This window comes from Streptomyces sp. NPDC051018, from assembly GCF_044456085.1.
Taxonomy (GTDB): domain Bacteria; phylum Actinomycetota; class Actinomycetes; order Streptomycetales; family Streptomycetaceae; genus Streptomyces.
On record NZ_JBITFN010000012.1, the window covers coordinates 251822 to 275793 of the forward strand.

A 23972-nucleotide genomic window follows, 5' to 3' on the forward strand; every position below is an offset into this window, starting at 1 on the left:
CATACTTTGGCGTTTGAGCCGGTTGAGGAATGGATTCTCCGTGCCTGCAGTAGTTCAGCGCGGCCAGGTCTTGACCGCGAGCCCGGCAAGGACGGTCTGCCGAAGTCGGATGCTGTCCGGGGTCCACTCGCTCTTCTCGCTGATCTTTCTGGTCAGCTCGAAGCCCGACGCCTTGAAGACCTCGACCTTTTCGGCAAACGACTTGTTCCCGATCTTAGAGTTCACTCCAGCCTGCAGGAGCACCATGTTGCCAATGCGGTAGACCCAGCTGGCGGCGTCCTGCTTGTCCCCGCTCTTCTTGATGAAGTCCTCCCAGTCGGCTTCCTTGGCGTTCTGCGGGAACACGTGCTCCAGATTGACCTGGCTCGGGTTGCTGTTGGGGACGAACTCTGGCTGGGACTCCTTTCGCCTTGTCGTTTCCAGGGCGCTTAGGTAGTACCGGGCAAGTTTGGAATCGCTTCTTCCGATGGTGGCGAGCGCGAACTGCTCCCTGAAGTCGGTGTCGGAGGGGATGAGGTCCTCTACGCGCAGTCGGACCTGCGCGGTGGTGGTGACCTCGCCTTTCCGGATGGCGACCGCGATCTGAGAGTACTGGTCCTCGAAGCGGCCGCGGTTCATCATGCTCATAATCATGCCGCGCACTGACCAGTTCACCATGGCCCGGAGGAGCTTCTCGAGCTCGTGGGAGTGGAAGTGGTCGACTGCCGCCAGCAGGAGGATCTTGTTGGGAACCAGGTCGAACATGGCGAGTGTGTCGAGAGCGGGACGGTGACCGTTGCCGCTGCATTTGGTCGCCCAGAAGTCGCTCTCCGGGTTGGAGAGCGCGGTGTAGGCGTGTGTGGCTGACAGGAGGTTCTCCGAGAAATGCAGCGCCTCCTGTCGATGGGTCACCTCCTTGCGTATCTCCGCGTAGAGATCGCGCTCGGTGATCTTGCCAACCTTCGAGCTCCAGTAGTGGCGCAGGAACTTGGTGAACTTCGCATCGGCGGCGCCCCGAGCTGGAGCGTCCCGAGTGACTGGTGCCAGTTGTTCCGGACCGCGTTGAGGTTCTGCTGCTCGCCGGCGGCTCCGAAGAGGTGGTTCTTCAGGAGGTCCGCGGTGGTCAGGTCGGCGCCTCGATTGTTGAGAGTCTCGAAGATCACGTAGGCGTCTGCCTCGGTCGGGGTCTCGACCACGGCGAGCTGCGCCCGGTGCTGGATGTAGCTCACCCATTTCTCGAGGACGTTGGCCGCGTCCATCCCATGCAGGCTGCGGAACTGCGAGATCTTTTCCCGGAAGAACCGGTACGCCTTGACGATGTCGGAGTCGGTCCTCGCGGGTTTCCCCGGGAGCGCGGTCTCGGTGGTGATCCCGAGGAAGTCGGGGTTGTCGTTCTCGTTGAGCTTGAGGTGCGACTCTGCGTACCTGTCGTTCCATGCCTTGCTGGCCAGGAAGGTGCGGCTGATGCCCACAGCCTGGGAGTCGTCCGCCTTGAGCAGGTTCCCCTCCAGGGTTCGCAGCTCGTCGCGGATGGCAGCGATCAGGAGGGAGGAGGTAACCAGCCGCTGTTGGCCGTCGATGATCCGCTTCCGAGTCCCGTCGCCGTCCTGGGTGATCACGATCGTGCCGAAGAAGTACTCCTCCTTCGCCCCGCCGTTGATCGCCCGGTTCAGGTCGGTCCAGTAGTCGAGGACCTCCTGCTCCACCTTCCAGCAGTACGAGCGCTGGAACTGGGGAACGACCAGGCGATTGTTGCGCAGGACCTCACCGATGCCGACGAGGTAGAGCTGAAGCGAGGTGCTGCCGTGTCCCGATGCCATACAGGGCAGCTTAAGTGTCAATGAGTTAAGCGGATCTGTGTTTTCTGATGACTGGTCGCAATCGTGTGGAGGTGCAGGAAAGGGCCGACCCGCGCAGGCGAATCGGCCCTAAACTGGGCAATTTTTGACAATTTAGACGGTTGTTACGGCCCCGATCAGCCCCTCGATCGCTGTCATCTCCTTGTGCGCACCCAAGTACCCGACCCCCCGCGCCAGATGGATCGTCAGCGTATGGGAGACGTTCTCGTCCGTCGGCTCCAGTCCGTCTGCCACGCAGCGCTGCTTGAGCAGGGCGAGGTAGAGGTCGCCGTGGGGTCCGGCGAAGGTCTTCCAGGACATCTCGACGTTGGAGTCGGTGACGACCTCACGAACCAAGGGGGTAGAGGCGTCCGCCAGGGAGAGCGCCAGGGCCCAGCGGCACAGGACGTTCCAATGGGTGATGCCGGTGGTGTGTTTCAGACGGCTCAGGCGGTCCTTGCTTGCGGTGGCGAGGCGGATGTTCTCAAGCGACATTGCTGGCTCCTACGTTCCACCAGTAACCCTCGACGACGCTGGTGGTGAAGGTGGTGTCATCGTGGACCAGGGTGTAGGTGTGGGCGACGGACTTCTTGAGGCGGCCAAGCAGGTACTCGTCGATCTCCTCATCGGTGGAGAGGAGGAGGACTTGGTCGCTGGCGTATGGGAAGTATCGGTCCACCAAGTGCTCACGGTGGCGGCTGTCGAGCCGGCCGAGCGGCGTGTCGATGACACTGGGCAGGTGGTTGCCGGCGACCTTCATCAAGCCCCAGAGGAGGGAGACGGCGAGTAGCTGGCGCTCGCCCGCGCTGAGACGGCCGGGGTCGATCGGCTCTCCGTCGGTGTCAGCCAGGGTGAGCGTGAACTTGTCGGTATCGATGCGGAGGTCGTTCACCAGGCCCTGCTTGCGCATGAGGGTCTGAAAGCTCGTGAGCATTGCTACCTCAAGGCGGCTGATGTGCCGCTTGAGGAGGGCATCGCCGAACTGTTCCAGCGTCTTCCGGGCCTTTTCCGAGTACTTGATGATCCGCTCGACCTCTTCGGCCTTCACCTTGGTGCGAACGAACTCTTCGTGGGCACGCTTTAGGGAGGCGGAGACGTATTCGAGGCGGCGCTTCAACTCGGCGACGTTGTTGAGGCTGTTCTCGTGCTCCCGTTCCAGCCGTGCGACTTCCTGGAGCTGGTCTTCACGCTTCTTCTGGATGGCCTCGACCTTGCTCTTGGCCGGTACACCCGCCAGCTGACGCTCCAGCTGCACACTCTCTTCGGCGGCTTCCGCAGCCTGCTGAAGGAGCTCGGCAGCTCGTGCCTTGTCGCGACTGAATGCCTCGTCGAGTGCCGACAGCTGAGGGAGCGTGTCTGGGGAGAGGCCCAGATCCACCTTGAGGCCAGCGGACTTGGCGCGCTTGGCGCGGTCAGCCTCTAGCTTCTCCATTACAGCGGCCTTCGCCTCGTCAGGGAGCATGTCCAGTAGCCACTGGTCACGCTCTTCGAGCACCCCCAGTACCTGGTGGGACTCGGCTGCCGTCCGCTCGCGACCAGCCTGCTTGCGCAGCTCCTTGAGGTGACTTCCCATCATCAGGAGCGGAAGCGGGCCTGCAGCCAACTGGACGAGGGAGCTGCGGATTTCGGCGAGGCGAGCGGAAACCTGCGCGTACTCGCGCTCGATCTCCACGCGACGCTCGAAGAGGTTTCCGCCCTCCTGCTTGTAGGCAGCCTCCAGCGTTTCGAGAGTGCGCCGAGCTTTGACGAGCTCGCTGTTGCGCTGCGCGGCCCGCTGTTCTGCGTTCTCCAGAGCGGCGTCGGCCGCCTGCCGTTCCTGCTTCTCCGCGTGGATCTTGTCCATCAGGTGCTGCTCTTCGTCCGACAGCTTCTGGCGGCGCTGGAGCGCGAGCAGGTCCGTACGGAGCTGCTGGACGGTGCTGACACCGAGCAGCGAGTGGATGGCCGATTCGATGACCGATGCCGCGCGCTCGGGGTCGGCGAGCGATTCGATCTTCTCTCCGTCGAAAAATGACAGCGAGGCGACTTCGAGGGGGAGCAGGCTCTCGATGTGATCGGCCCACTCCTGGCTGAGAACCCGACTGAACTTCAGCTCAGGTTCGACGCGTCGCCCCGGCTTCACCCTGGAGCCGTACTCCTCATCGACGAACGCGTTCACGAATTCCTTGACCGTCGTCTTGCCGCTGGTGTGCCAGCTGCGGACCACCTTGTAGTAGTGCTCCGTGCCGTCCACCGTGACCGTGAACTCCAGAATGATCTGCGCACCGCGGGTCGGGTCGGCCTGCCAGTTGATGCTCTCGCGGAGGTACGTCTCGTACGACTTGCTGCCTCGACCGCTGCAACGTGCTCGCGGCCCGTACAGTGCCAGCTGGATGGCGTCGAGGAGGGTCGTCTTGCCGCAGCCATTGAGGCCGCCGATGAGGACGATCGGCTTGTTCTTCTTGGTGGTCAGATCCAGCGACTGGGTGCCGCGGTAAGCCCCGAACTCTTCGAGAGTGATCTTACGCAGGAGCATCGATATTGGTTTCTTCGTCCAGGGTCAGGTGGGTCTGCGATTCCTCACGCCACTTGTTCTTGCGCTGCGCGAAGTCTATGGCGTCGGCGCTGTCCTCGTAGTAACCCTTCTTTACGGCGCTCTCCAGGGCTTGGAAGAGGCCAGAGCGTCGGGACATTGTCCGGTACTTCCGCTCGACGGAGAGCAGCTCGCGGACCATGTCGTAGTGCAGGTCGTCGCCCCCGCAGAGCTCCTTCAGGAGCTCCATCTCGTCCGCGCCCATGACGAGCTGCTCGTCCAGAGGTCCGCCCGGGAAGTCCTCGCCCGTGGACTCCGCGTAGATACGGGGGAGGGAGTCCTCGACCTCGTGCTTGTCGAAGACCCAGATGCGGCGGATCTCGTGCAGCTCGTCGAGGGTGATCAGTTCGATGTTCTTGACGTGTTCCGGCGCGTTGGCGCGGATCCACGTCTGGGCGTCCAGCAGGTCCTTGAGCCAGTCCTGGCGGAACTTCTGCAGGTACGGGCCGTGGATCGGGACCTCTTCGCCGTCGGTCCTGCGTTTGTAGACCATGACCTTGCCGTTCATGCGGCGGAAGTCTCGGGCCGGCTGGTCAGGGCGGGGGTACGGTAGCTTCCGGCCGGCGGGGAGTCCTTCCTCGCCCTCTTCGAAGTAGCCGAACGGGGCGTCGAGCTTGTCGCGGAGGTCCAGGAGCGGCCTCATCCACTCCTTCTCCTCGTCGTTCTGGATCATCGCCGACATCGACTTGTCCTGCTCGACGAGCGTGCACGTCCAGCACCCGAAGCGGCTGGAGCCGCATGAGGGAGTAGTCGAGTCGACCACTAGCGGGCATTCGCCATCGCCGGAGGCGCCCTGGTACATGGTGAGGAGATCCTGATTGTTGTAGCCCCACGGGTTGGGCTTCTGCATCAGGTACTCCCAGACGTCGTCGTTGGTCCAGTCTTCGACCGGGCTGTAGACGAGGGAGTTGGGAAGGTTTGCATTAGGGGAGAGACGATCACGGACGCGCCGCTTCTCGTGCTTCTCCATGGCACGGGCGCGCGCCTGGCTCTCGGTCTTACGGATACCGAGCACCATGATCGCCTCGCCATGTGTTGCCACGACGTTCCGAATGAAGGAGTTTGAGGGCTTGATCTTGAGGCGCTCGGTGCACCAGCGGAACTTGGGGCGCGGCGCCGGGTAGCCCCGACCGATCAGGTTGACCCAGAAGGTGTCCTTGATCTCCGGCGTCAGGCGATGAGGCTCGATAGGGAGGTTCTGCTTGGCGGCGGCTTTCTCCATCGTCTCCAGTGATGTCGTCACCCACGCCGCGACAACGGGGTTCTCGACGAGGGTGTCGGTACTGATGACGTGGACCGTCTTGGTGCGCTGCTCCGCCGGCAGAGCGGCAATGGCGTTCCATACGAGCTGAAGGACCGCGGTGGAGTCCTTGCCGCCGCTGTATCCGATGACCCAGGGCACCTGGTCGGCGGTGTAGAGCTCACGAACCTCGTCTGAGAGCTTGGCGATGACCTCTTCGAGGGGTTGCCCGTCGAATGGCTTCCGCCGCACCGGCGTGATGCCGAGTTGCAGAGGGATGGTGCTCATGCTTCGCCTCGCAGGTATGCGTCCTCTACCCGCTGCTCTTCGGCGCTAAGGCCGAGGCGCAAGTGATTGCGCAGGTAGTTGACTGTGAGAGTTACATTTTGGTGGCTTTTGGAAACACGGCCGCCGACGATGGCGCGGCCCTCCCAATCTGCATTTGACCGAGTCCAGTCGACATTTTTCAGAGGGGAGAGTTTCCGTTTCCATTTACTAGGCGTGGTGGATTCCCGAAGTAGGGAATTTCCGATGCGGCCGAGAGCATGCAATGCGATTCCGTGACTGTGGATGAAGTCGCGCCGCATCTCGGGTGCCGAGAGCTCTCGCTTGCGAACCATCTCCCACTCGGGAAGCGTCGTGTCGATGTGCTCCCAGTACTCCTGCGCCAGCTCGGCTGCGGCGTCTGCCTCGATCTCCAGGCCCTGCAGGAGGGACTGGGTGCCGTAGTAGAGAGCGCTCAAGGTGAACATCATCCGGGAACGGGCGGAGAGGGTGCTCTTCTCCATCTCGACGTAGCCCTTGAAGACCTTGCACTGGCCGGCCAGCGAGCGCGCGACCTGGGCTTCGCTGTCCCGGTGGTCATAGAGGACGCCGATGGACCGGGCCGGACGTACCGCGTGCCGGTTGAGGTCCGCGAACATCTGCTGCGAGCGGGCGAGCCCCGCGTCATGGAAGAAGACGATGGCGATCGTCTCGTTGCCGATGTCCGGGTTCTCCTTGAGGGCGTGCTCGATGGCTGCGCGCCGGTGCTGGCCGTCGTTGATCAGGAAGCGGGAGTCCATGGGGATGCGCAGCTGCCCGGTACGGAAGGCGTTGCCGTCGGAGCCGAGATGGTCGAACTCCACGTCGCCGTCGACGGATGCGGTCAAAGCGCTGAAGACGTAATCCCCTGGATTGTCCAGAATGTACTTCGTGAGTGCCGGGAGGCGCCCCTTGTTGAGGAGCCGCTGGGCGCGTAGTTCCGGCGAGAGCTCGTCTTCGTCGAAAATAAAGATCTTTGGGATGAGGCGCAGGGGGCACATCGAGACGTAATACTCGCGCCCTGCCTGGATGCCGCGGATCGCCGGGAACGTGTACTCGAACCCCGTTGAGGTGCGCGGAGCTACGACTCGGGGCGCTGGTGTCGCTGCTTTGATCTCCACCCGGCAACCTTAGCGTACGTCATCCGTTTAACGTACGGAGCTTGCTGAAGTTACGTCATCTTCACGTACGTAAGACACACCGGCATGTCTGGGGTTACGCCCGGCTGGCGCGAAGGACGTTCCTGCCCGGGAAGGCGTACGTCGATGTCTGCGTTGACAACTCTGAGGCGCTGCGCTGTGCGTCAGCCGAGCATGCGTGTACGTTAACGGTTTGACGTACCCGGTAACGGGATGATTGCTCTGGGATGGGTGAGCGCGGTGGTGGCGTATCTCGATGTGGCGGCGACGACCCGTGTGGAGCCGCGGGTGGCTGACGTGGTGCTCCACTGGATGACCGAGGACTTCGGCAACGCCGGCAGCCGCACCCATGAGTACGGAGCCCGGGCAAAGAAAGCGGTCCAGGAGGCAAGGACGTTCCTCGCCGGGACAGTTGGTGTGAGGACCGAAGAGGTCATCTTCACCAGTGGAGCGACGGAGTCCAACAACATCGCGCTGCTCGGCATGGCCCCGTACGGCGAGAAGCACGCCCGGAAGCACATCATCACCTCCGCTATCGAGCACAAGGCGGTCATCGAGCCCCTGCTGCATCTGCAGGAGAAGCAGGGGTTCGAGGTCGATTTCCTGAAGCCCGGTCCCTCGGGGCGGATTTCTACGGAGGCCGTGCTGGAGAAGCTGAGGCCAGACACCCTGCTCGTCTCGCTAATGCACGTGAACAATGAGACAGGCGTCATCCAGCCCGTGGCCGAGCTGGCGGAGAAGCTCCAGAAGACCCCGACTTTTCTCCACGTCGATGCCGCGCAGGGGTACGCGAAGGTTCCCGAGGACCTGAAGGCGCCCATCGATTTGACCAGCATCAGCGGTCACAAGATCGGTGCACCCAAGGGGATCGGCGCTCTGGTGACCCGGCGCCGCGGCTGGGACAAGGTGCCGCTGGAGCCGATCATGTTTGGCGGCGGGCAGGAACGAAAGCTGCGCCCCGGGACGCTTCCCGTGCCACTGGTCATGGGGCTGTACGAAGCATCCAAGGTCTTCCAGGAGAACCGGTCGCGTTGGGAACGGGACGCGAAGGAGATGCGGGAGCGGCTGCTCGCCGCGCTCGGGAAGACCCGCTTCCAGATCAACGGCGATGCCGACCACGCGGTCCCGCACATCCTCAATGTGACCTTCGACGGGCTCAATGCCGAGGCCCTGATCGTACGGATCAAGGACCAGGTGGCCGTGGCGACCGGCTCCGCATGCACCAGCGCCTCGTACACGCCGAGCCACGTGCTGACCGCAATGGGCCTCCCGGAGGAGGTGGCCACCAATGGCCTCCGCTTCTCGTGGTTTCCCGGGCAGGTCTCGGACTTCGACCCGGACGGCTTGGCGGAGACGATCGCGTACATGCAACCGGATGCCTTCTGACGGTTTGAGCTGCTCAGTCTTCGGGGCGCTGGACCAGCCGGTGTCCCCGAAGCATGCGACCGCACCTGATCAGTTCGGCCTCCCAGCCATTCTCGGTGCCGATCAGGTGCGGATTCTCGTAGAGGCCGGCGCGTAGCTCGGACTCGGTCAGACGGCGGTAACGTGGAACGTCCGGGTCGTCGGGCGCCAGGAATTCGTGCTTGCGGTGGAGCAGAGGACGGTTGGCAGAGTTCGCGTAGGACATGTGCGAGGTCTCGAGGGTCTTGAGATCTACGAGGTACGAGGACGTGATCCGCGGGTGTGGGTCCTTGTCGAATTCCGGGTAGTCGAGCCAGCTGATGGCTCGCCCCTGGTGCTTCAGCTTGGCGATGGTCCATTCCTGAGGGCGGCCGGCGGCGACGGAGGCGCAGTGCTCGTACAGGCGCAGGACTGTCGGCATCCGGTCGATCGCCCGGCGGTGCACGTACAGCGCGGTCGGGGTGATCTTGCCGACGCTGGATGCGTTCATGGCGCCCCGGATATAGGTGTCGTCCCGGAGCTTGAGGAGCAGACGGTCGGAGCGCCTGCAGGCTTCCTTGTACGAGGTGAAGAACGAACGGACGTCGAGCTGGATGCCGAGGGGGAGGCTGCTGAACGGACCTCGGCCGTTGAAGAGCTCGACGGCGAGGAACAGCAACGTGTTCAGCGTCGTGCGCTTGGCGCCCTCGGAGACCCTCCCGGCGTCTGCGGAGTCGCGTATGAGGCGCCTAAGTTCGCCGGGTTTCAGGTGGGCGAGCTGTTCGGCCATCGGCCGGGGCATCTCGTCGACACGGGGCGGGCGGCCACGCCGTTCGACGTAGTCGACCAGCGAGGCGATAGCGGAAGTGGTATCGGCTGAAGCGAGCCACTCGGCGTCGGGGACGATGCGGTGTGCGAGGTAGCCCAGTCGGGCTGAGTCGTCCTTGAAGGCGTACACGATGCCGGGGGCCGCCGATATGCAGCGTGTTTCTGTGACCTCCTCGACGTAGATCCGGAGCTCGTCCGGGCTGAAGAGGTGCTGGAACGTCTGCCGGCTGGTGAGGAGGCCGTCGCCGTACTCCTGGCCGCGGACTTTGGACCGCTCCCAGGTGAGGCGAGCCGAGACGATGAGTACGGAGGTGGTCAGCCTCCATGCCTCCTTGAGCGTCTGCCGGCGCTCGACGGGGTCCTCGATGATGTTCAGGACGTAGGTGAGGAGGACGACGTCGGAGGGGGCCACCGGCGCGCTCGAGTTGTAGTAGGGGTCCCAACCGGTGATCTTGCAATCGAGGCGCTGGAGGGAGGCGACGTCGCCGCCTCGGCCGCAGCCGTAGTCGAGGATCGTGCGGTCCGTGTTGAGCTGGCGATCGGCCAGAGCCTGGCGCGCCGGCACGGAGAGGCTGGAGCGACCGATCGCGGTGCGGCGGCGGTCGCTGTTCCATGACTGCTGCATGTCGGCCTCGTCAGTCTGGGAAGGGGGCGGGTCGCAGCATAGGCAGGGTGGCGGTACGGGCGAAGAGGTTTCCAGCGCGTCCCTCAGTGCAATCGGTGAACTTGCCTGGCTGGCAGGCAAGGCGGTGGGTATCGGAACCGTCATTGCCACGATGACACTCGCGCTCATCCAGGACCAGTCGCCGCCCGAGCAGCTGGGCGTGACTACCTCGGCAGCGACGACGCTGCGCACCCGCGGCTCGGCGGCTGGCGCGAACGGCATCGCTGTTCTCACCGCGTCCCTCGACACGACCCAGCATCAGGGGCAGCAGAACCGGGCGTTGCTCAGTTGCTGGGTGCGGACGTAGGTCTGAAGCGTGAGCGCTGCGTGAGCGGACTGGGCGGCACCACAGCGGACCTGGAGTCATGCTGATCAAGGCTGCAGGTCTCTGATCAGCGAGAACAGGATTCGGTGGCACCGTTTGGCACTACTGATCACGATCTTGTGGGCCCTCGTAATGCGTAGGTCTCGGGTTCGAATCCCGAAGGCGGCTCACCTTGTGACCAGCGGTTTCCCTCGGGAAGCCGCTGGTCTTTTTTGATCTCCAGTTGCCTACCCAATGGGCCGTACAGGTCTTCCGGCACGCCTTGCGATGGTGCTTGGCCCCGCAGGTGCGCGCGTCCTGGCAGCCGTGCCGCCATGTGAGCCGCTGGAGCTGCCACCAGATCTTCATCACCCGGCGTCGAGTGGGTGGTCGGACTCGATACTCCGTCAGTCTTCGGCGCTCGCCCTCCTCCTCCGCGGTCGCGTGGCCGCCGAACTCCGGACGCAGGCAGGGCCAGAAAGCGATCAGACGAGGGCGGCGAGCGGCTCGCGGGTGCCGATTCCGAATGGAGATGTCATGCCGCTGGGGTGACTGGCGGTATGGGGTTGCAAGGGGCGCACACAGCGTGCGGGAGATCCGGAAGAAGCCCGCGAGGGTCAGTTCGACGAGGTTCACCCCGCCGGGGCCAGCCCAGAACCTGCAGGGATCCGAGCAGAGCCAGGGCTGCACAGGGCGCCCCACGCGCTGACGCAGGCCGGCTGCCAGCCCCCCAGTGACTGCTCGATCAGGGATACCGGCAGATCATCGGAGGCGGGGAAGGCCGATATGTTCATCGGTCGGCACTGCCGGGCGGGACGACCCATTCGGTGGGTTGGCCGGTGAGGGAGGCGATCATGTCGAAGTCTCCGTCGTAGTGGAGGACCGTTCTCCGGTTTAGTTCCGCTGTGGCGGCGATCAGCAGATCGGGAAGGGACAGAGCGCGGTGGAAGCCTGAGTTGAGGGCATGACGCTGGATCTCGAGAGCGCGGGTGAAGGTGTCGTCATCGGTGCGGAGGTAGTCGAAGGCGTGGAGCCAGGTGCTGATCCGTGTTGCTTCTGAGCTGTCCCGGGCGGAGTGGACCATCTCGAACTCGGTGGGCTGGCATACGGCGAGGAGGGAGCGCTCATGTAGAGGCTTGAGCACCTCCTTGACGCTCGGCTTCGTCCAGCGGGCGAGGGCGGACTTGTCGATCAGGTAGCGATCCTGCATCAGGCGGCCCGGTCTCCGTCGCCGTCGCCGTTGTGCTTGAGGGAGCCGTCTGCGTTACGTGGCCCGGTGTTCTCGACGATCTCACTGAAGTCGAGTTCGCCGGCCTCCATGGCATCGAAGCCCTCCTGCCGCAGGTGTCTCTTGACGGCGTCTTCCATGGCGAGGCGGACGGCTTTGGCCTTGGTTTTGGTCCCGAAGATGCGCATGGCCTCGGTGACCATGTACTCATCGAGGTCGATGACGGTTCTGGCCATGTGGTGATCCTTCCGAAGGACTTCTTCCAACAAAACGATATCGGTTATCGGACATAATCGATATCTTTTCGATCGTAGGTTCCGTCATGGATGGCGGCTGCGTTCATGGTGACGTGCCGCGCGGTCGCCCCTTGTGAGAAATGGGCAGTAGTCCTCACGCCGGGCTCCGCCCCTGTCGGGGGTTTCGCCGGAAGCGATGGGGGCGGTCGACCCAGTGGCCCTGCCGGTGGGCAGCCGGTAGACAGACGCCTTTGGGCAGCACATCACGGGGTGGCACGGGTTAACGGTCGCACGTGCTCTGATCAGGGAAACGTCACCATGTAGCACGGCGAGGTGTGCCGGGCAACACGAACGCCTGGTCTCTCGTCATGCGTAGGTCTCGGGTTCGAATCCCGAAGGCGGCTCACCAGGGACCCAGGTCAGATGCCTTCTGAGCTGGGCTTGCTTTCCCCCGTCGGCTCCAAGGCCCCGGCCGCGGCTGCCGTCCCGCCCGCGCGGTGACAGATCGCTGTTCAAGCGACGCAGCGCCCGTCTGTCCCGTCGCCGGTACTCTTGCGTAATGCGGCCCCTTCGGTACTCCGTCAACGTCACCTTGGACGGGTGCTGCGATCACCGCGTCATCGTTCCGGACGAAGAGATGCATCGCCACCACGCCGGGAACCTCAAGCAGGCCGATGCGCTTCTCTTCGGCCGGGTGACGTACGAAATGATGGAGGAGGCGTGGCGTCCGCCGATGTCGGCGGGGGCGATGCCTGATTGGACGGAACCCTTCGCCCAGACGATCGACGCGGCGAAGAAGTATGTCGTGTCGAGCACCCTGGAACGGGTCGACTGGAACGCGGAACTCGTGCGCGGGGATCTGGCCGAGGCCGTTCGGCGGCTCAAGGCGGAGTCGGGTAAGGGGCTGTTCGTAGGTGGCGTGAAGCTCGCGCTGGCATTGACCGAGCTGGGATTGATCGACGAGTACGAGTTCGTGGTTCACCCCAGGCTCGCGGGCCACGGGCCGACGTTGTTCTCCGGGCTGTCGAAGCATGTCGACCTGAGGCTCGTGAGCCGGGTGGAGTTCGCCTCGGGCGCGGTGGCGATGCGGTACGAGCCGAGGAGCTAGCTGTATTGCCCTGTGAGGTTGGGGACGCAGCTGGCGGGTGGTTTGCCTGCGAGTGCGGTGTGTCCGCGGTGGTGGTTGTCGGTCGACGGAGGGTCTTCTCCGGACGTCGTCAGTACGCCCCGAACGACCAGAAGACGCCCACCTCGGCATCGGCCACCGCGATCAGGCCCAAGTCCTCGAAGAGATCGAGGCCGTTGAGGTACTCGGAGGTGAGGAAGCCATGGGATTTCGTGCCCGCGAGCCCCGCTTCGAGGAAGTCATGGGCCGGGTCGGCGGCGGCGGCGGTCGCGTTGGTCCAGAAGCGCGCGGTGGGACCGTACCGGTCGAGCAGGGTCCGGGCATCCGCCAGCACGGCGTCCCGGTCCGGGCGGGAGCGGACGGGGGCGGGTTCCGCCTGCCATTCCTCGGCCATGACGGCGAGTGCGGCGACCGCCGCCCCCGTCTCCAGGGGATACAGGAGGTCGGGGAGCCGGGAGGGGTCAGGGGGATCGAAGGGGTACGCGGGCACCGTATAGCGGGCGTCGTTGGTGCGGTCGCAGTCGAGTCTGAGCCAGCCCCGGGGGTCGGGGACCGACCGGTGCAGTACGGCGTGGACGTCGTACGCCCAGTCCTCGTGCAGCCGGGGGCCGGTGGCCGCGAAGGTGTATGTGTCGTCGAGCAGCCGCAGCGCCGCCGCGTTCCAGGGACTGCGACGGGAGCGGAAATCCAGCAGCAGACCGCCGACCTGGCGGACGAAGTCGATCTCCGGCTCACGAGGGATCTGCCGGAGCCGGTCGAGGGCCCAGTGGGCGAGTTCGTGTTCGTCTTCCGCGGTAAGGCCGGCCAACTCCTCGGGAAGCGGGAGTTCTTGTCCGGTCCAGAGCGCCTCCAGGTACGCATCAAGGAGGTCTTGGGCGGACCGGTCGGCAGGCGGTGTCATTCCACCACTTTAGGCTATCTCTTCGGGGCCGTACCGGACCGAGGTGATCAACAGGGCAGAGAGACGCGCGCTGCGGCGAGCGATCCGGAGGAACGGCGACAGCGCGCCTCAGCCGGCCCGAGGCAAGCAGAGGCTGTCGAACCATCGTGGACACTCCGTCCCGGCCCCGGGAGCCTGATGCCTTCCACACCAGTGTCGAAGTGGTGCCCGTTCCCCTTCCCGTTCCCGGGAACAGAGCCAGTCGGCCGGCTTGGGGATCTCTGGTGCCGACTGCTCCCGATTCCGGTGCGACCGGGGCTGTCACTCGAGGGTTTCCAGCAGGTTCTCGCAGAGTTGGGCACAACGGACGTCGGCGGGGATGAGCCGGTCCGCCTCCGTCAGTAGCGTGATGGCATCGCGGGTGACGTCGACGTGGGCGATGCTCTCTTTCAGCCCCACACCCTCTCCGATGAAGCGCAGGCCCCGGCTGGTGGACCCGCGCGTGGACGCGTCGAAGTCGCGGGCTGTGAACCACAGCGCGTCCAGACGGTACAGCGCGTCGATCGCGTCGCCCGATCCGAGCCGCCAGGAACGGGCGACGAGCCCACAGACGGTGTCCCAGAAGGGCAGCGTGGCCGCGTCCCCCATTTCTTCGCGTGCCTGGACGGCGATACGGGCGACCACGTCGTCCTCGACCCCGGGTGGAAGTGAAGCCGACGCGGTGAGTTCCCGGAGAGCGGGCCAGTCGCAGCCCAGGCGCCGCAGGGACACCGCGACGGCACGCCAGCCGTCACCGGCCACGAGCCAGCCGACCGGGCACGAGGCCATGGAATGGGTCACTTGGGCGAGGCCGCGCCGGGGCATGGACCTGAGTCTAGAAGCGCCCGACACCAGACCTCGGTCCTGGTTTTGTTCACGAGGAAGCGGTTCCGGCGCACTCTCCGTGGAGGGCTGACCCGGTGTGATGTCAGTGGTGTGTGGTGGGATGGCCGGAATCTGCTGCCGTGACCTGCTGGGAGTCCGCTGTGAGGCCCGTGTACGCGTCTCTGACTCATGCCTTGGCCGAGGCTCTGGTCGATGTCCTGTGGTTCATCGAGGGCAGTGAAGACGAGCAGATGGATCCGGACGACGCCGTCAAGGTCCTGGAGGGTGTCAGCCACCTGGTCGGCCAACTGTCGGTCGACCAGCGCAGCGAATGGAACGACCTGCTCAGGACGATGGCCGAGGCCGAGTCCGACTCCGCACGGCGGGAGTTCCTGGAAGGGTTCCCGGAAGGCTTCGGCCTCCTTGATGACGAGGGCTGACCATGTGCTGCACGAGTGGAGCAGGACGCGCTCGCGGAGGAGACGGAAGCCGGACCGGCCGAACCTGTTGAGCATGCCCGCGAACGACCGGACGTGGTCGGGTGAGCGCCTCGGGCTCAGTGGGACCGGACAGTCTTGAGCAGGAGCCGTCCCGGTCGGGTGAGCGCCTCGGGCTCAGTGGGACCGGACAGTCTTGAGCAGGAGCCGTCCGGACTCGGTGAGGGTGGTTGAGTGTCGGAGGACGACCACCTCGCGACGGCCCGGGGCGAGGGCGGCCTGGCGGTCGTCGGCCGTGGTGAGGTGTGTCGGCGTGCCTGCTCCCCGGAAGGCGAACGGGTCATGGCTTCGGGACCGCGGGCCCCTGACGGGTCGGCAGGAGCCCGCGGTGTTTCGCTTACCTGGTGTTCTCGGCCTCTCGGGTCGGCCTCACGTCAGGTGCCGGGCGAAGAACCGGTTGCCGTCCTCCACCTCGAACCACGGGGTGCCGGTGTGTCCGCCCACGTTGGCGTGCAGTGTCTTCGCCTTGCTGCCGAAGGCGTCGAACAGGTCCAGCGCCCTCTGCCGGGGGTTCCCCTCGTCGTCCCACTGCAGCAGGAACAGCAGGGGAATGGTGATCTGCCGGGCCTCCTCGCGCTGGGCGTGGGGCACGTAACCCCCGGCGAAGAAGCCGGCGGCCGCGATACGTGGCTCGACCGCCGCGAGGCGGATGCCGACGGCGGTCCACCCCGAGTACCCGACCGGGCCGCCGACCTCGGGCAGCGTGAGGAGGGCGTCCAGGGTGATCCGCCATTCCGGGACCGCCCTTTCGACCAGGGAGCCGACCAGGGACTCAAGGATCTCGTCGACCGGTTCGCCGGCCCGCATCGCGCGGCGGAGGTCGGCGCGAGCCTGCTCATCGGCGGGGGAAAGGGGCCGGTCACCGCACCCGGCAGCGTCGATGGTGGCCACCGCGTAGCCGTACGCCGCACCGTGCCGGGCCCGTGCCACCAGCCGGTCCGCCCCCTTGGGCAGGCCGTTGTTGTGGGCCATCAGGATCAGCGGGACCGGTCCGGCGGACTCGGGTGTCCACAGGGTGCCGGGGATCTCGCCGAGGGTGAATTCGCGTTCGAGGACGCCGTCGTCGAGGCGCTGCTCGGAAGTGAACCGCATGGTCGTGCCTTTCGGGAGTGCGCTGGAACGGCGCTCCCGGACGACCTACAGCCCGACCGTGACCCTGGAGGAGAGCACCCATGTCGATACGTTCACGGGTACCACCTCCTCACTCTTCCGCACGGCCTCCGAGAAAGTAGCAGTGGCGGCCGAGGTCCGCCAAGCGGGTTTCTGCCCGGGCGCCGGGGGCCGGTCGCCCGGAGCCCGGGCAACGACGCAGAGCTGCCCGGAGGGTGCCTCATCACGGCTTCCCGAGTGGAAGTCCTGCGTCTGCGCGGTGAGTTGGCCCCGCGACCGTTCGTCCCGCTGCGGCGGAGGCGGCGTTCACCTGCCCATGTGGACGCCGATGTCCACAACCGGCTGGAGCGGAAGCGGCCCCCACGTCGGCGTCCGACAGCGGGGGGATGTCGTTCTCACAGCACGCGCGGATGTACCCCTCCGACTGCAAACCCCGGCACCAGCCGACACCCGTACGTGCTGAGGCTCACCGCCACCCTCTCCGGCCTCGCCCGTCGGCGGAACCAGGCGGCCAGCCCCGGTTCGCCTTTCGTCAGGTGCCCGGCTGCCCTCCGCAGCGCGCCCGTGTTGCCCATGCCCGGCGGTTCTCCGGGCGGGCGGTGCCAGGGGACGATCGAGGAGCGGAACCAAGTTCCATCCGCGCCGGTCCCACGCGAGGGCCGGACGGCCAGGCGGTCCGCGCCGGCGAGGACCGGTACGCCGTCCGCGAGCCCCTGGCCCCGTCCGCTCTGTCGGCCGGCGTGTCCCGGACACGCGCCCCGGCGGGGACCGGGAGCCGGTGGTTCACGGCTTCTGCCCGGTCGGACCGTCGGTGTAGTCCTCCACATAGGTGGCGATCATCTGAAGCAGGGCATCCGCCCGGTGGCGGTCCTCGTGCCGGGCGCGCAGGGTCTCGTCGGCGGCCCGGAGGCGGGCCACGGCGGCCGGCTCACCGTCCACCAGATCGTCGACCACCGGTTCGGTGAGCAGGTCCAGACACTCGGTGAGCAGCCGGCGGGTAGCCGGCGACGGCGGGCTCGGGTCCGGGGCGGCGTAGGCGGTGGTCAGGTAGCGCGCGGGGTCGGTGAGGCTCCAGCCGACGACGGTGCCGTGCTGGACGAGGAGCGCGACGTCGGGAGCGATGCCGATGCGAGCCTCCAGTTCCTCGTCCAGGACCTCCGGGTCGCGCAGACTGATCAGCACCGCGTCCTCCGGAGCGCGGCACAACACCGTGCACATCTCGTGCCGGAAGCCCCGGACCTCGTCCGCGCGGAGTCCGCCCGGGCGTACTGCGGGCAGGACGGGAACGCGATCGGAGGTCTCGCCGTACGCGGATGAGTACGGCATCTGGAGTTCGGCCCCGACCAGCTTCCGGCTGGCCGGGTCGAACCGGAGGACGTCAGGTGTGTCCCACAGCCAGTGCTGGCTGCCGAACGTGTCCAAGACGAAGCGCTCACGCTCCTTCACGTCCGTGTAGTCACCGAGGCGAACGGAATCGCCTTCGAAGCGGGGAGTGAGGGCGAGCGGGCCGCCCGTCACCGTGGCACGCCAGTCGCCGTCGAACGACAGGTTCGTGGTCATTCACGCCTCATCTGATCTGCACTCCTGGGGCCAGGTTGCCGAACTTGCCAGGAATTCTGCCTTCCACGATGTCCTCGTGGGTGACTGGCTTGCCAGGGTCTGACGGACTGCCACCGAGCGCCCTCGCGCCGGAGTCACCCTTGATGCCCGACTCGCCGTAGGCGGTGATGGCCTGGCCCTGCTTGGAGCCGGGCCCGTAGACCACGGCGATGTCATTGTCCTTCCGGTAGAGGAAGTTCCCTGCTTGTCCCTGTGACTGGTACACGGCATCAGGGTTCTTCAGGATCTCCAGGACCCGTTCGTCGGTGAAGCCGTGCCCTGTGTCCCCGTGGTAGTCGGCATGCTTCTTGAACTCACCGTTCCCCGCCCGCTCGGCGATCTCGGAGAGGACCTTGTCGACCCGTTTCTGGGCCTTCTCCTCCTTCGAGTACTTGGGCATGAGGCCGTACGGGTCGCACCCGCTGTACGGGTTGTCCACGTAGGCGACGGGGTTCGGCGCGGGAGCGAGGCCGAGGGGGTCGGGGGACGTGTAGCGGCCGGTTTCCGGGTCGTAGTGCCGGAAGTGGTTGTAGTGGAGACCGGTCTCCGGGTCGTAGTACTGGCCGGGGAAGCGCAGCGGTGTGTACGTGCTGCTGTCGCGGGCCCAGGCGGTGGTCCCCCACAGGGTGGAACGGGAGCGCCACGCGATGTCACCCGACTCGTCGATCAGTTCGGTGGGGGTGCCGATGAGGTCGGTGGCGATGGCGAAGAAACGGCGGTCGATCTCCTTCTGGCGGTCGTCGGCGGTGAGGATGCGCTCGGTCTGTGCCAGGGGGACGACGTCCAGGTGGTCCCAGGTGAGGGCGACCGTGTCCGGGGAGTCCGGCCGGTGGCCGGTCTGTTCGCACAGGGTGAGGCCGTCCCAGGTGAAGCGGATCTCCTCCACCACGCTCGTGCCGTCGGCCGCCAGGCGCTGTTTCGCGCTGCGGCGGCCCAAGGGGTCGTAGCGGTACCTCCAGCGGGTCCCGTCCGGGGTGGTCACGGAGGTGAGACGGTTCTCCGTGTCCCATGTGTAGCGCCAGGTGTCCGGCTTGCGGGAGAGACGGGTCTTCTGCCGCAGGGTGACCCGGCCGAGGGCGTCGTGTTCGAAACGGACACGTCCGGCGCGTGTGATGGTGGTGCCGGTGTAGGCGCGCGGTCCGGTGGTCTCACTGCCGGGGTGGCCGGACGGCCAGGACGCCGACGTCTGGTTGCCCGCGTCGTCGTAGGCGTACCGCTCCGTCCAGTCCTCGGCATGGACGGCGGTGACCCGGCCCGCCCGGTCGAGGTCGAAGGCGCGGGTGCCCGACAGCCCGTCCGCGACGGAGGCCAGGTGGCCATCGGCCCGGTAGGAGTAGACGCGGCTGTTGACGGCGCGCCCTCCGGCGGTGAGGTGCTGCGCGGAGAGTCTTCCGGCCTCGTCCCAGGCGGAGGTCACGGTGATCGCGTCGCCGAAGACGCGGGCGAGCTCGCGTCCGGCGGCGTCATGGGTGAAGTCGATGCGGTGGCCGCCCGTGGTGAGGCGGTGGGCCCGTCCGTCGGCACCGTAGGCGTAGGAGGTGACATGACCGGTGGGTGTGGTGCGGCGTGTACGGCGGCCCAGGACGTCGTACGCGTACATGATGGGGCGGCCGTCGACCAGTTCCGTCTTGGTGAGTCCGCGTCGGTCGTACTGGTACCGGAGTTCGCCGTCCGGTCCGGTGGCCTCCAGCAGGCGTCCGGCTCCGTCGTAGGCGTAGGCCGTCACCCGGCCGTCGACGTCCTTGCGGATCACCTGGCCGAGCCGGTCACGTTCGAACGAGACGGTCCCGCCGAGCGCGTCGGTGCGGGCGGCGAGCCGGTCCCCGGCGTCCACACGGTAGGTGAGGGTGCGGCCGTCGAAGTCGGTCTCGGAAACGGTGTTGCCCGCGGCGTCGTACTCGTAACTCCAGGTCAGACCCTGCGGGTTGACGACACGGGTGAGGCGCAGTCCGGCGTCGTGCTCGAATTCGTAGCGCGCGCCGTCGGGCAGGGTGCGGGCGGCCGGCAGGTCGAAGTGGGTGTACTCGAAGCGGGAGACGCCGCCGGACGCGTCGGTGTGGGTGAGCCGGTTGCCCTCGCCGTCGTAGGTCCATGACTCCGTGGCGCCGTCGGGGCCCGTACGGCGTGCGAGCTGACCGTCCGCGTCCCACTCCAGATGGGTGACGCCTCCCACCGGGTCGGTGACGCGCACCGGGCGGCCCAGGGCATCGCGCTCGGTACGGGTCGTCGCGCCCGCGGGGTCGGTCACCTCCACGGGCAGCCCAGCCGCGTCGCACACCACGCGTGTCGTGGCCCCGAGGGCGTCGGTGACGGAGGTGAGCCGGCCGGCCCGGTCGTAGGTGTAGCGGGTGGTGGTGCCGGCCTGGTCGGTGACCGCCGTGCGGTTGCCGCGTTCGTCGAACTCGTGGACCGTACGGGTGCCATCGGCCCCGAAGACCTCCACCGGCAGGCCGAACGGGCCGCGCACGGTGCGCAGTTCGCTCCCGTCGGGGCGGGTGGCGGCGACGAGCCGATGGTCCTCGTCGTAGGTGAAGGCGGTGGTGAGGCCCAGCGGGTCGGTGCGGGTCATGAGGTTGCCGTGCGGATCGTGGGTGAACCGGGTGGTGCGGCCGAGTGGGTCGGTGACGGCCAGCAGGCGGCAGCCGGGGCCGAACAGACGGCGGGTCGTGTGCCCGTCGGGGGTGGTGATCGTGGTGGTGTGGTGGCCGGTCTCGGGGTCCGGGTCGGTGTAGGCGAGGGCGATCTGGACGTGGCCGGCCTCGCCGCCCTCCGCCACGACGCGGTCCCGGTCGTCGTAGACGTAGTCGTAACGGCTTCCGTTGGAGTCGATCCAGGCGATGACACGGCGGCGGTCGTCGTAGACGAAGCTGGTGGTGGCGCCGGAGGGCTTGGTGACGGAGGTGAGGTTGCCGTCCTGGTAGCCGTACCTCATCAGGGGCAGGTCCGCGCCGCCCTCGCCCGCGCCGGCCAGGGACAGGGCGGTCACCAGACCGTCGGCGACGGACAGCTTCATATGGTGGCCCGCCGAGTGGACCAGGGCCAGCGGCAGTCCGTCCTCGGTGCGGTCGACGGTGAGGGAGTGGCCGTTGCGATCGGTGATCCCGGACAGCCAGGCGTCGCCGTCGCCGCCCGGTCCGCTGCCGGACGGGGCGGCGAAGCGGAAGGTCAGGCCGCTGTCGGGGTCGGTGACCGTGTAGTCGCCGTCGGTGTCGCGGGCCAGCAGGGTGCGGGCCCTGCCCGTCTGCGGCCGGGTGGGCACGCCGGGCACCGGGTGCGGGTACGGGATGAGGAGCCCTTCGGCGGTGACATGGACGACGCCGACGGCGTCGATCTCCAGACGCTCGTCGACGGTGGACGTCCAGGCGGGACCGAGGAAGCGGCCGACCGCGCAACCCGACTCGGTGCGGCGGGTGAAGACCAGCGGCAGGATGCCGGGCAGTGCGACGTCGGTCTGGGGCAGGAACATCCGGCCCGTGGCGAAGTCCACCGGGTCGCCGCCCGCGTCGCGGTCGCCGTCCACGGTGTTGTGGGCGCCGTCCGGGGAGTCGTCGACCAGCTTGCGGGCCTTCGAGGCGTCGGCCATGTCCGCGGCGATGCGTACGCCCTTCACGGCGGCGCCGCCACCGCCGGTGGCCACGGTCAGCGCGGCGTCGGGCAGCAGACGGCCGAAGCCCTCGTACGGGTCCTTCATGAAGTCGCCGATCATCTGCTTGCCGGTGCCGACGGGGTCGTTGACGGCGACCACCAGCCCTGCGGCCAGGCTGTTGACGGACGTGGCGTACTCGGCCGGGTGCGTGATGTTGTACCAGTCCAGGGGGTTGACCTGGCGGACGAAATTCAGGAGCCCGGCGGTGCCCTTGATGATGCCGCTGCCGACGTGGTCCCGCATGATATGCAGTTCCCGGAACCCGTCGCCCAACTGCTCGGTGTACGACGGCTTCTCCGGAGCTTTGTCGCGGGCGGCGCGGACCGCGGTGCGCGCGGTCTCCGCGGCCGTGTTCCGCTGTTTGCGGGCCTCGGCGAGGATCTCCTGGGCGTTCTGCATCAGCTGCTTGCCGGGGTCGGCGAACGTCGCGGCGGGGCGGGGCGGGAGTGTGGACGGATTGCGCTCGCCGGCGGGTTGCGCGTTGTAGCGGTCGACCGCGCTGTTGTAGTCGTCGATCTTCCTGCGGTGCGCGTCGGCGGCGTCCGTGGAGGCCTTGACGCCCTCCTTCCACTTGTTGATCGCCGTCTGCGCCTGTCCCTGTGCCCAGGTGACCGTGCCGGCGAACCCCTCCAGCGCGGCGGCCGCCTTCTCGCAGGCGTCGGCACCGGTGAACCACTTGGGCGGCTGGGTGCGCACGGCGGTACGCAGCGCCTCGGCCGCCTCCCCCTTGAGCTGGGAGGAGTCGAGGCCCTTGAGGCCGCCGCCGGCGTCGTCGAAGGCCGTCTGGAAGGCCCGGAGCCTCTTGGCGGTGGAGCGGATCTCGTCCGGGCTGCCGTAGACCAGCTTGGTCTTGTCCTCGGTCTGCCCGAGGTCCATCTCGTCGACCTCGGCGCCCATCCGGTCGGCGACCGAACGGGACTGCTCGCGCACCCAGTCCGCGCCGGACTCCCAGCCGACGTCGTCCAGCCGGTCGGCGGTCCAGTCCCCGGCGTCCTCGACCCGGTCACCGACCCATTCGACGCCGTCCTCGACCGCGTTCTCGATCGAGTCGGGTGTGATGTCACTGATGAAGTCGCCGATACCCATGGTCAGTTCCCCCCGGACTCACCCTGCTGCGGCGCCTGTCGGGCGCGTTCCTCCGGCGAGGGGCCGTAGGTGTCGTCCAGCGCCTGGTTCCACCGGTCGTCGGAGATGCCGAGCGTGTCCTTGAGTACCTCCGACTGCGCGCCGCCCCGGCCCTCGGTGAGGACGGTGCGGCCGGTGTCCTTCCACGTCTGCCCCATCTCCTGACCTGCCCGCTCCCATGAGCCGGCGCTCCAGTCCGGGTTCAGGTGGTCCGGCGTGAACACATCGCCCCAGTCCTGCCGGGCGATCTCCTCCTCGGTGGCGTGCGGGTTGCCGCCCATCACGGAGTTGGCACCCACCTTCAGCGCGCCCTCGACGTACTGGTCGTGCTCCCATTGGGTGCCCGCCGCCAGGCCGAGGCGGTTCGCGATCGCACTGGCGTCGCTCACCAGGGCTCGCACACCCCACTCCCAGCGCTCGCAGAAGTCCTCGAAGTCGACCGACAGGCCGTGGTGCCCGGTCCTCATGCCGTTCATCGACAGTTCCGAGAAGCCTTTGCCCATCACCGAGCCGGTGGCGCCGCCGAGTTCACCGAGCTGGTCGATGGTCGCGCCCACGCCCTTGGTGAACTTCGCGACAGACGCCTTGTCGAACTGGAGGTCGGACCCGTCACCGCCCATGGCCGCGCCCCCTCCCGGCGTCACCGGAGCCGACGGCGGCGCCGTCCGCAACGGCGTCGGCAACCGGCGGGAAGGACATCGATCCGCCTGCGGCGGCGATACCGGCGGCGGGCCCCGGGGGGCTCGTCCAGGGACGGAACGACCTCTTCGACGACGCGCGCGCCCGGCAGCGCCGCGTCGCACGAGCGCCGTCGACTCCCCTTCCCCGTTCGGCGATTCGCTCGGCGAGCGCTGTCCCTGCCTGCTCCACGGCCCCTCCCCCGTCGTCGGTGACTGATGGCACCGTGGACAATGACGCGCGGTGTGACGGGGTCGGTTCTCGTAGAAGTCCGTTCGGTGCCGGCCGGCTTCAGGGCACCGGAATCGTCGGCCGGGGCCTGTCCCCCGAGCGTCCCCCGAGGCGGGACGCGCTGATGGCTCCGGGTGCCGTGCTCCCACGCCGATGACGATCAGTGCTGCGTACGCCGAGGGTCGGCGGACGCGCGTCGGACCCATGCCGAGCCCGGGTCCGTCCGCCGCCTGTGGGGCAGCGGTACGGGTGGCAGACCCGGACCCGGGCCGGGACCGCCCCCGTCGCCGAGACCGTCGGGGACGTGATCCGGTTCGCCGGTGCCGAGCGTGTGGTGCCGGCCCTGGGATGTCCCGCCATCGCGAGGTCCACGGGCGTGCCGAGCGTTCTGGCGTGTGCTGAGCGTTCTAGTGCCGCGTCAGGCAATGTTTGCCCTGTCGACGACGGCGCGTAGGTGTCGGTCGTCGGCATGGCGGTTTCGCCAGATGATGTAGCGGCGGAT

General features: G+C 67.1%; 19 protein-coding genes and 2 pseudogenes. 4 read left to right on the top strand and 17 right to left on the bottom strand.

Going from position 1 to position 23972, the window contains the following annotated elements:
• Positions 1-54: 54 nt before the first annotated feature.
• From ACIBCM_RS22180 to dndB, 6 genes are all read right to left on the bottom strand, one after another.
• Positions 55-891, bottom strand: a complete 837-nt coding sequence (locus ACIBCM_RS22180) for an HNH endonuclease family protein (RefSeq protein WP_399245696.1) — start codon at positions 889-891, stop codon at positions 55-57.
• Positions 888-1799 (bottom strand): DUF262 domain-containing protein, encoded by a 912-nt coding sequence (locus ACIBCM_RS22185; protein ID WP_399245698.1) that lies wholly within the window; start codon positions 1797-1799, stop codon positions 888-890. The genes ACIBCM_RS22180 and ACIBCM_RS22185 overlap by 4 nt, the downstream gene beginning before the upstream one ends.
• A 132-nt stretch (positions 1800-1931) precedes the next feature.
• Positions 1932-2312: a DNA sulfur modification protein DndE gene (gene dndE / locus ACIBCM_RS22190; protein ID WP_399245700.1), complete on the bottom strand. Its 381-nt coding sequence runs from the start codon at positions 2310-2312 to the stop codon at positions 1932-1934.
• Positions 2302-4332 (bottom strand): DNA sulfur modification protein DndD, encoded by a 2031-nt coding sequence (gene dndD, locus ACIBCM_RS22195; protein WP_399245702.1) that lies wholly within the window; start codon positions 4330-4332, stop codon positions 2302-2304. Before dndD ends, dndE begins: the two co-directional genes overlap by 11 nt.
• Positions 4319-5917, bottom strand: coding sequence for a DNA phosphorothioation system sulfurtransferase DndC (gene dndC, locus ACIBCM_RS22200; RefSeq protein WP_399245704.1), 1599 nt, complete (start codon positions 5915-5917; stop codon positions 4319-4321). The genes dndD and dndC overlap by 14 nt, the downstream gene beginning before the upstream one ends.
• Positions 5914-7053, bottom strand: a complete 1140-nt coding sequence (gene dndB / locus ACIBCM_RS22205; RefSeq protein WP_399245706.1) for a DNA sulfur modification protein DndB — start codon at positions 7051-7053, stop codon at positions 5914-5916. The genes dndC and dndB overlap by 4 nt, the downstream gene beginning before the upstream one ends.
• Positions 7054-7284: 231 nt before the next feature.
• Here dndB and dndA point away from each other — a divergent pair, with 231 nt between their 5' ends.
• On the top strand, positions 7285-8457 hold the full coding sequence (dndA, locus tag ACIBCM_RS22210; protein WP_399245708.1) for a cysteine desulfurase DndA: 1173 nt from the start codon (positions 7285-7287) through the stop codon (positions 8455-8457).
• A gap of 13 nt (positions 8458-8470) precedes the next feature.
• Here the strand turns inward: dndA and ACIBCM_RS22215 are convergent, their stop codons facing one another.
• Entirely contained in the window at positions 8471-9907 is a 1437-nt protein-coding gene (locus ACIBCM_RS22215; RefSeq protein ID WP_399245710.1) for a DNA phosphorothioation-associated putative methyltransferase, read from the bottom strand.
• A 199-nt stretch (positions 9908-10106) separates the two neighbouring features.
• Here ACIBCM_RS22215 and ACIBCM_RS22220 point away from each other — a divergent pair, with 199 nt between their 5' ends.
• Entirely contained in the window at positions 10107-10253 is a 147-nt protein-coding gene (locus ACIBCM_RS22220) for a hypothetical protein (RefSeq protein ID WP_399245712.1), read from the top strand.
• A 787-nt stretch (positions 10254-11040) separates the two neighbouring features.
• Here the strand turns inward: ACIBCM_RS22220 and ACIBCM_RS22225 are convergent.
• Entirely contained in the window at positions 11041-11460 is a 420-nt protein-coding gene (locus ACIBCM_RS22225; RefSeq protein ID WP_399245714.1) for a PIN domain nuclease, read from the bottom strand.
• Positions 11460-11714: a type II toxin-antitoxin system VapB family antitoxin gene (locus ACIBCM_RS22230; protein WP_399245717.1), complete on the bottom strand. Its 255-nt coding sequence runs from the start codon at positions 11712-11714 to the stop codon at positions 11460-11462. The genes ACIBCM_RS22225 and ACIBCM_RS22230 overlap by 1 nt, the downstream gene beginning before the upstream one ends.
• A gap of 559 nt (positions 11715-12273) precedes the next feature.
• Here ACIBCM_RS22230 and ACIBCM_RS22235 point away from each other — a divergent pair.
• On the top strand, positions 12274-12822 hold the full coding sequence (locus tag ACIBCM_RS22235; protein ID WP_399245719.1) for a dihydrofolate reductase family protein: 549 nt from the start codon (positions 12274-12276) through the stop codon (positions 12820-12822).
• A 109-nt stretch (positions 12823-12931) separates the two neighbouring features.
• On the opposite strand, the gene ACIBCM_RS22240 is transcribed toward ACIBCM_RS22235, so the two are convergent.
• Positions 12932-13741, bottom strand: a complete 810-nt coding sequence (locus ACIBCM_RS22240; RefSeq protein ID WP_399245721.1) for a hypothetical protein — start codon at positions 13739-13741, stop codon at positions 12932-12934.
• 300 nt (positions 13742-14041) lie between these two features.
• Positions 14042-14584: a hypothetical protein gene (locus ACIBCM_RS22245; RefSeq protein WP_399245723.1), complete on the bottom strand. Its 543-nt coding sequence runs from the start codon at positions 14582-14584 to the stop codon at positions 14042-14044.
• Between the two features lie 194 nt (positions 14585-14778).
• Here ACIBCM_RS22245 and ACIBCM_RS22250 point away from each other — a divergent pair, with 194 nt between their 5' ends.
• Positions 14779-15024, top strand: coding sequence for a hypothetical protein (locus tag ACIBCM_RS22250; protein ID WP_399245725.1), 246 nt, complete (start codon positions 14779-14781; stop codon positions 15022-15024).
• A 426-nt stretch (positions 15025-15450) separates the two neighbouring features.
• Here the strand turns inward: ACIBCM_RS22250 and ACIBCM_RS22255 are convergent, their stop codons facing one another.
• The 6 genes and pseudogenes from ACIBCM_RS22255 to ACIBCM_RS22280 form a co-directional block, all read right to left on the bottom strand.
• On the bottom strand, positions 15451-16173 hold the full coding sequence (locus tag ACIBCM_RS22255; protein ID WP_399245727.1) for a dienelactone hydrolase family protein: 723 nt from the start codon (positions 16171-16173) through the stop codon (positions 15451-15453).
• A gap of 373 nt (positions 16174-16546) precedes the next feature.
• Positions 16547-16766, bottom strand: a pseudogene (locus ACIBCM_RS22260) (Scr1 family TA system antitoxin-like transcriptional regulator); the annotation flags it as partial.
• A 208-nt stretch (positions 16767-16974) separates the two neighbouring features.
• Positions 16975-17751 (bottom strand): hypothetical protein, encoded by a 777-nt coding sequence (locus ACIBCM_RS22265; RefSeq protein ID WP_399245729.1) that lies wholly within the window; start codon positions 17749-17751, stop codon positions 16975-16977.
• A 7-nt stretch (positions 17752-17758) separates the two neighbouring features.
• Positions 17759-22522: a putative T7SS-secreted protein gene (locus ACIBCM_RS22270; protein WP_399245731.1), complete on the bottom strand. Its 4764-nt coding sequence runs from the start codon at positions 22520-22522 to the stop codon at positions 17759-17761.
• A gap of 2 nt (positions 22523-22524) precedes the next feature.
• Positions 22525-23181 carry a hypothetical protein gene (locus ACIBCM_RS22275; RefSeq protein WP_399245732.1) on the bottom strand — a complete coding sequence of 219 codons (657 nt, stop codon included), beginning with the start codon at positions 23179-23181 and terminating at the stop codon, positions 22525-22527.
• Positions 23182-23888: 707 nt separating this feature from the next.
• Positions 23889-23972, bottom strand: a pseudogene (locus ACIBCM_RS22280) (transposase); the annotation flags it as partial.

Coding starts and splice junctions, on each gene's coding strand:
- ACIBCM_RS22185 (WP_399245698.1), bottom strand. CDS start 1,799: ATGGCATCGGGACACGGCAGCACCTCGCTTCAGCTCTACCTCGTCGGC.
- dndE (WP_399245700.1), bottom strand. CDS start 2,312: ATGTCGCTTGAGAACATCCGCCTCGCCACCGCAAGCAAGGACCGCCTG.
- dndD (WP_399245702.1), bottom strand. CDS start 4,332: ATGCTCCTGCGTAAGATCACTCTCGAAGAGTTCGGGGCTTACCGCGGC.
- dndC (WP_399245704.1), bottom strand. CDS start 5,917: ATGAGCACCATCCCTCTGCAACTCGGCATCACGCCGGTGCGGCGGAAG.
- dndA (WP_399245708.1), top strand. CDS start 7,285: ATGATTGCTCTGGGATGGGTGAGCGCGGTGGTGGCGTATCTCGATGTG.
- ACIBCM_RS22215 (WP_399245710.1), bottom strand. CDS start 9,907: ATGCAGCAGTCATGGAACAGCGACCGCCGCCGCACCGCGATCGGTCGC.
- ACIBCM_RS22225 (WP_399245714.1), bottom strand. CDS start 11,460: ATGCAGGATCGCTACCTGATCGACAAGTCCGCCCTCGCCCGCTGGACG.
- ACIBCM_RS22230 (WP_399245717.1), bottom strand. CDS start 11,714: ATGGCCAGAACCGTCATCGACCTCGATGAGTACATGGTCACCGAGGCC.
- ACIBCM_RS22235 (WP_399245719.1), top strand. CDS start 12,274: ATGCGGCCCCTTCGGTACTCCGTCAACGTCACCTTGGACGGGTGCTGC.
- ACIBCM_RS22240 (WP_399245721.1), bottom strand. CDS start 13,741: ATGACACCGCCTGCCGACCGGTCCGCCCAAGACCTCCTTGATGCGTAC.
- ACIBCM_RS22245 (WP_399245723.1), bottom strand. CDS start 14,584: ATGCCCCGGCGCGGCCTCGCCCAAGTGACCCATTCCATGGCCTCGTGC.
- ACIBCM_RS22255 (WP_399245727.1), bottom strand. CDS start 16,173: ATGCGGTTCACTTCCGAGCAGCGCCTCGACGACGGCGTCCTCGAACGC.
- ACIBCM_RS22265 (WP_399245729.1), bottom strand. CDS start 17,751: ATGACCACGAACCTGTCGTTCGACGGCGACTGGCGTGCCACGGTGACG.
- ACIBCM_RS22270 (WP_399245731.1), bottom strand. CDS start 22,522: ATGGGTATCGGCGACTTCATCAGTGACATCACACCCGACTCGATCGAG.
- ACIBCM_RS22275 (WP_399245732.1), bottom strand. CDS start 23,181: ATGGGCGGTGACGGGTCCGACCTCCAGTTCGACAAGGCGTCTGTCGCG.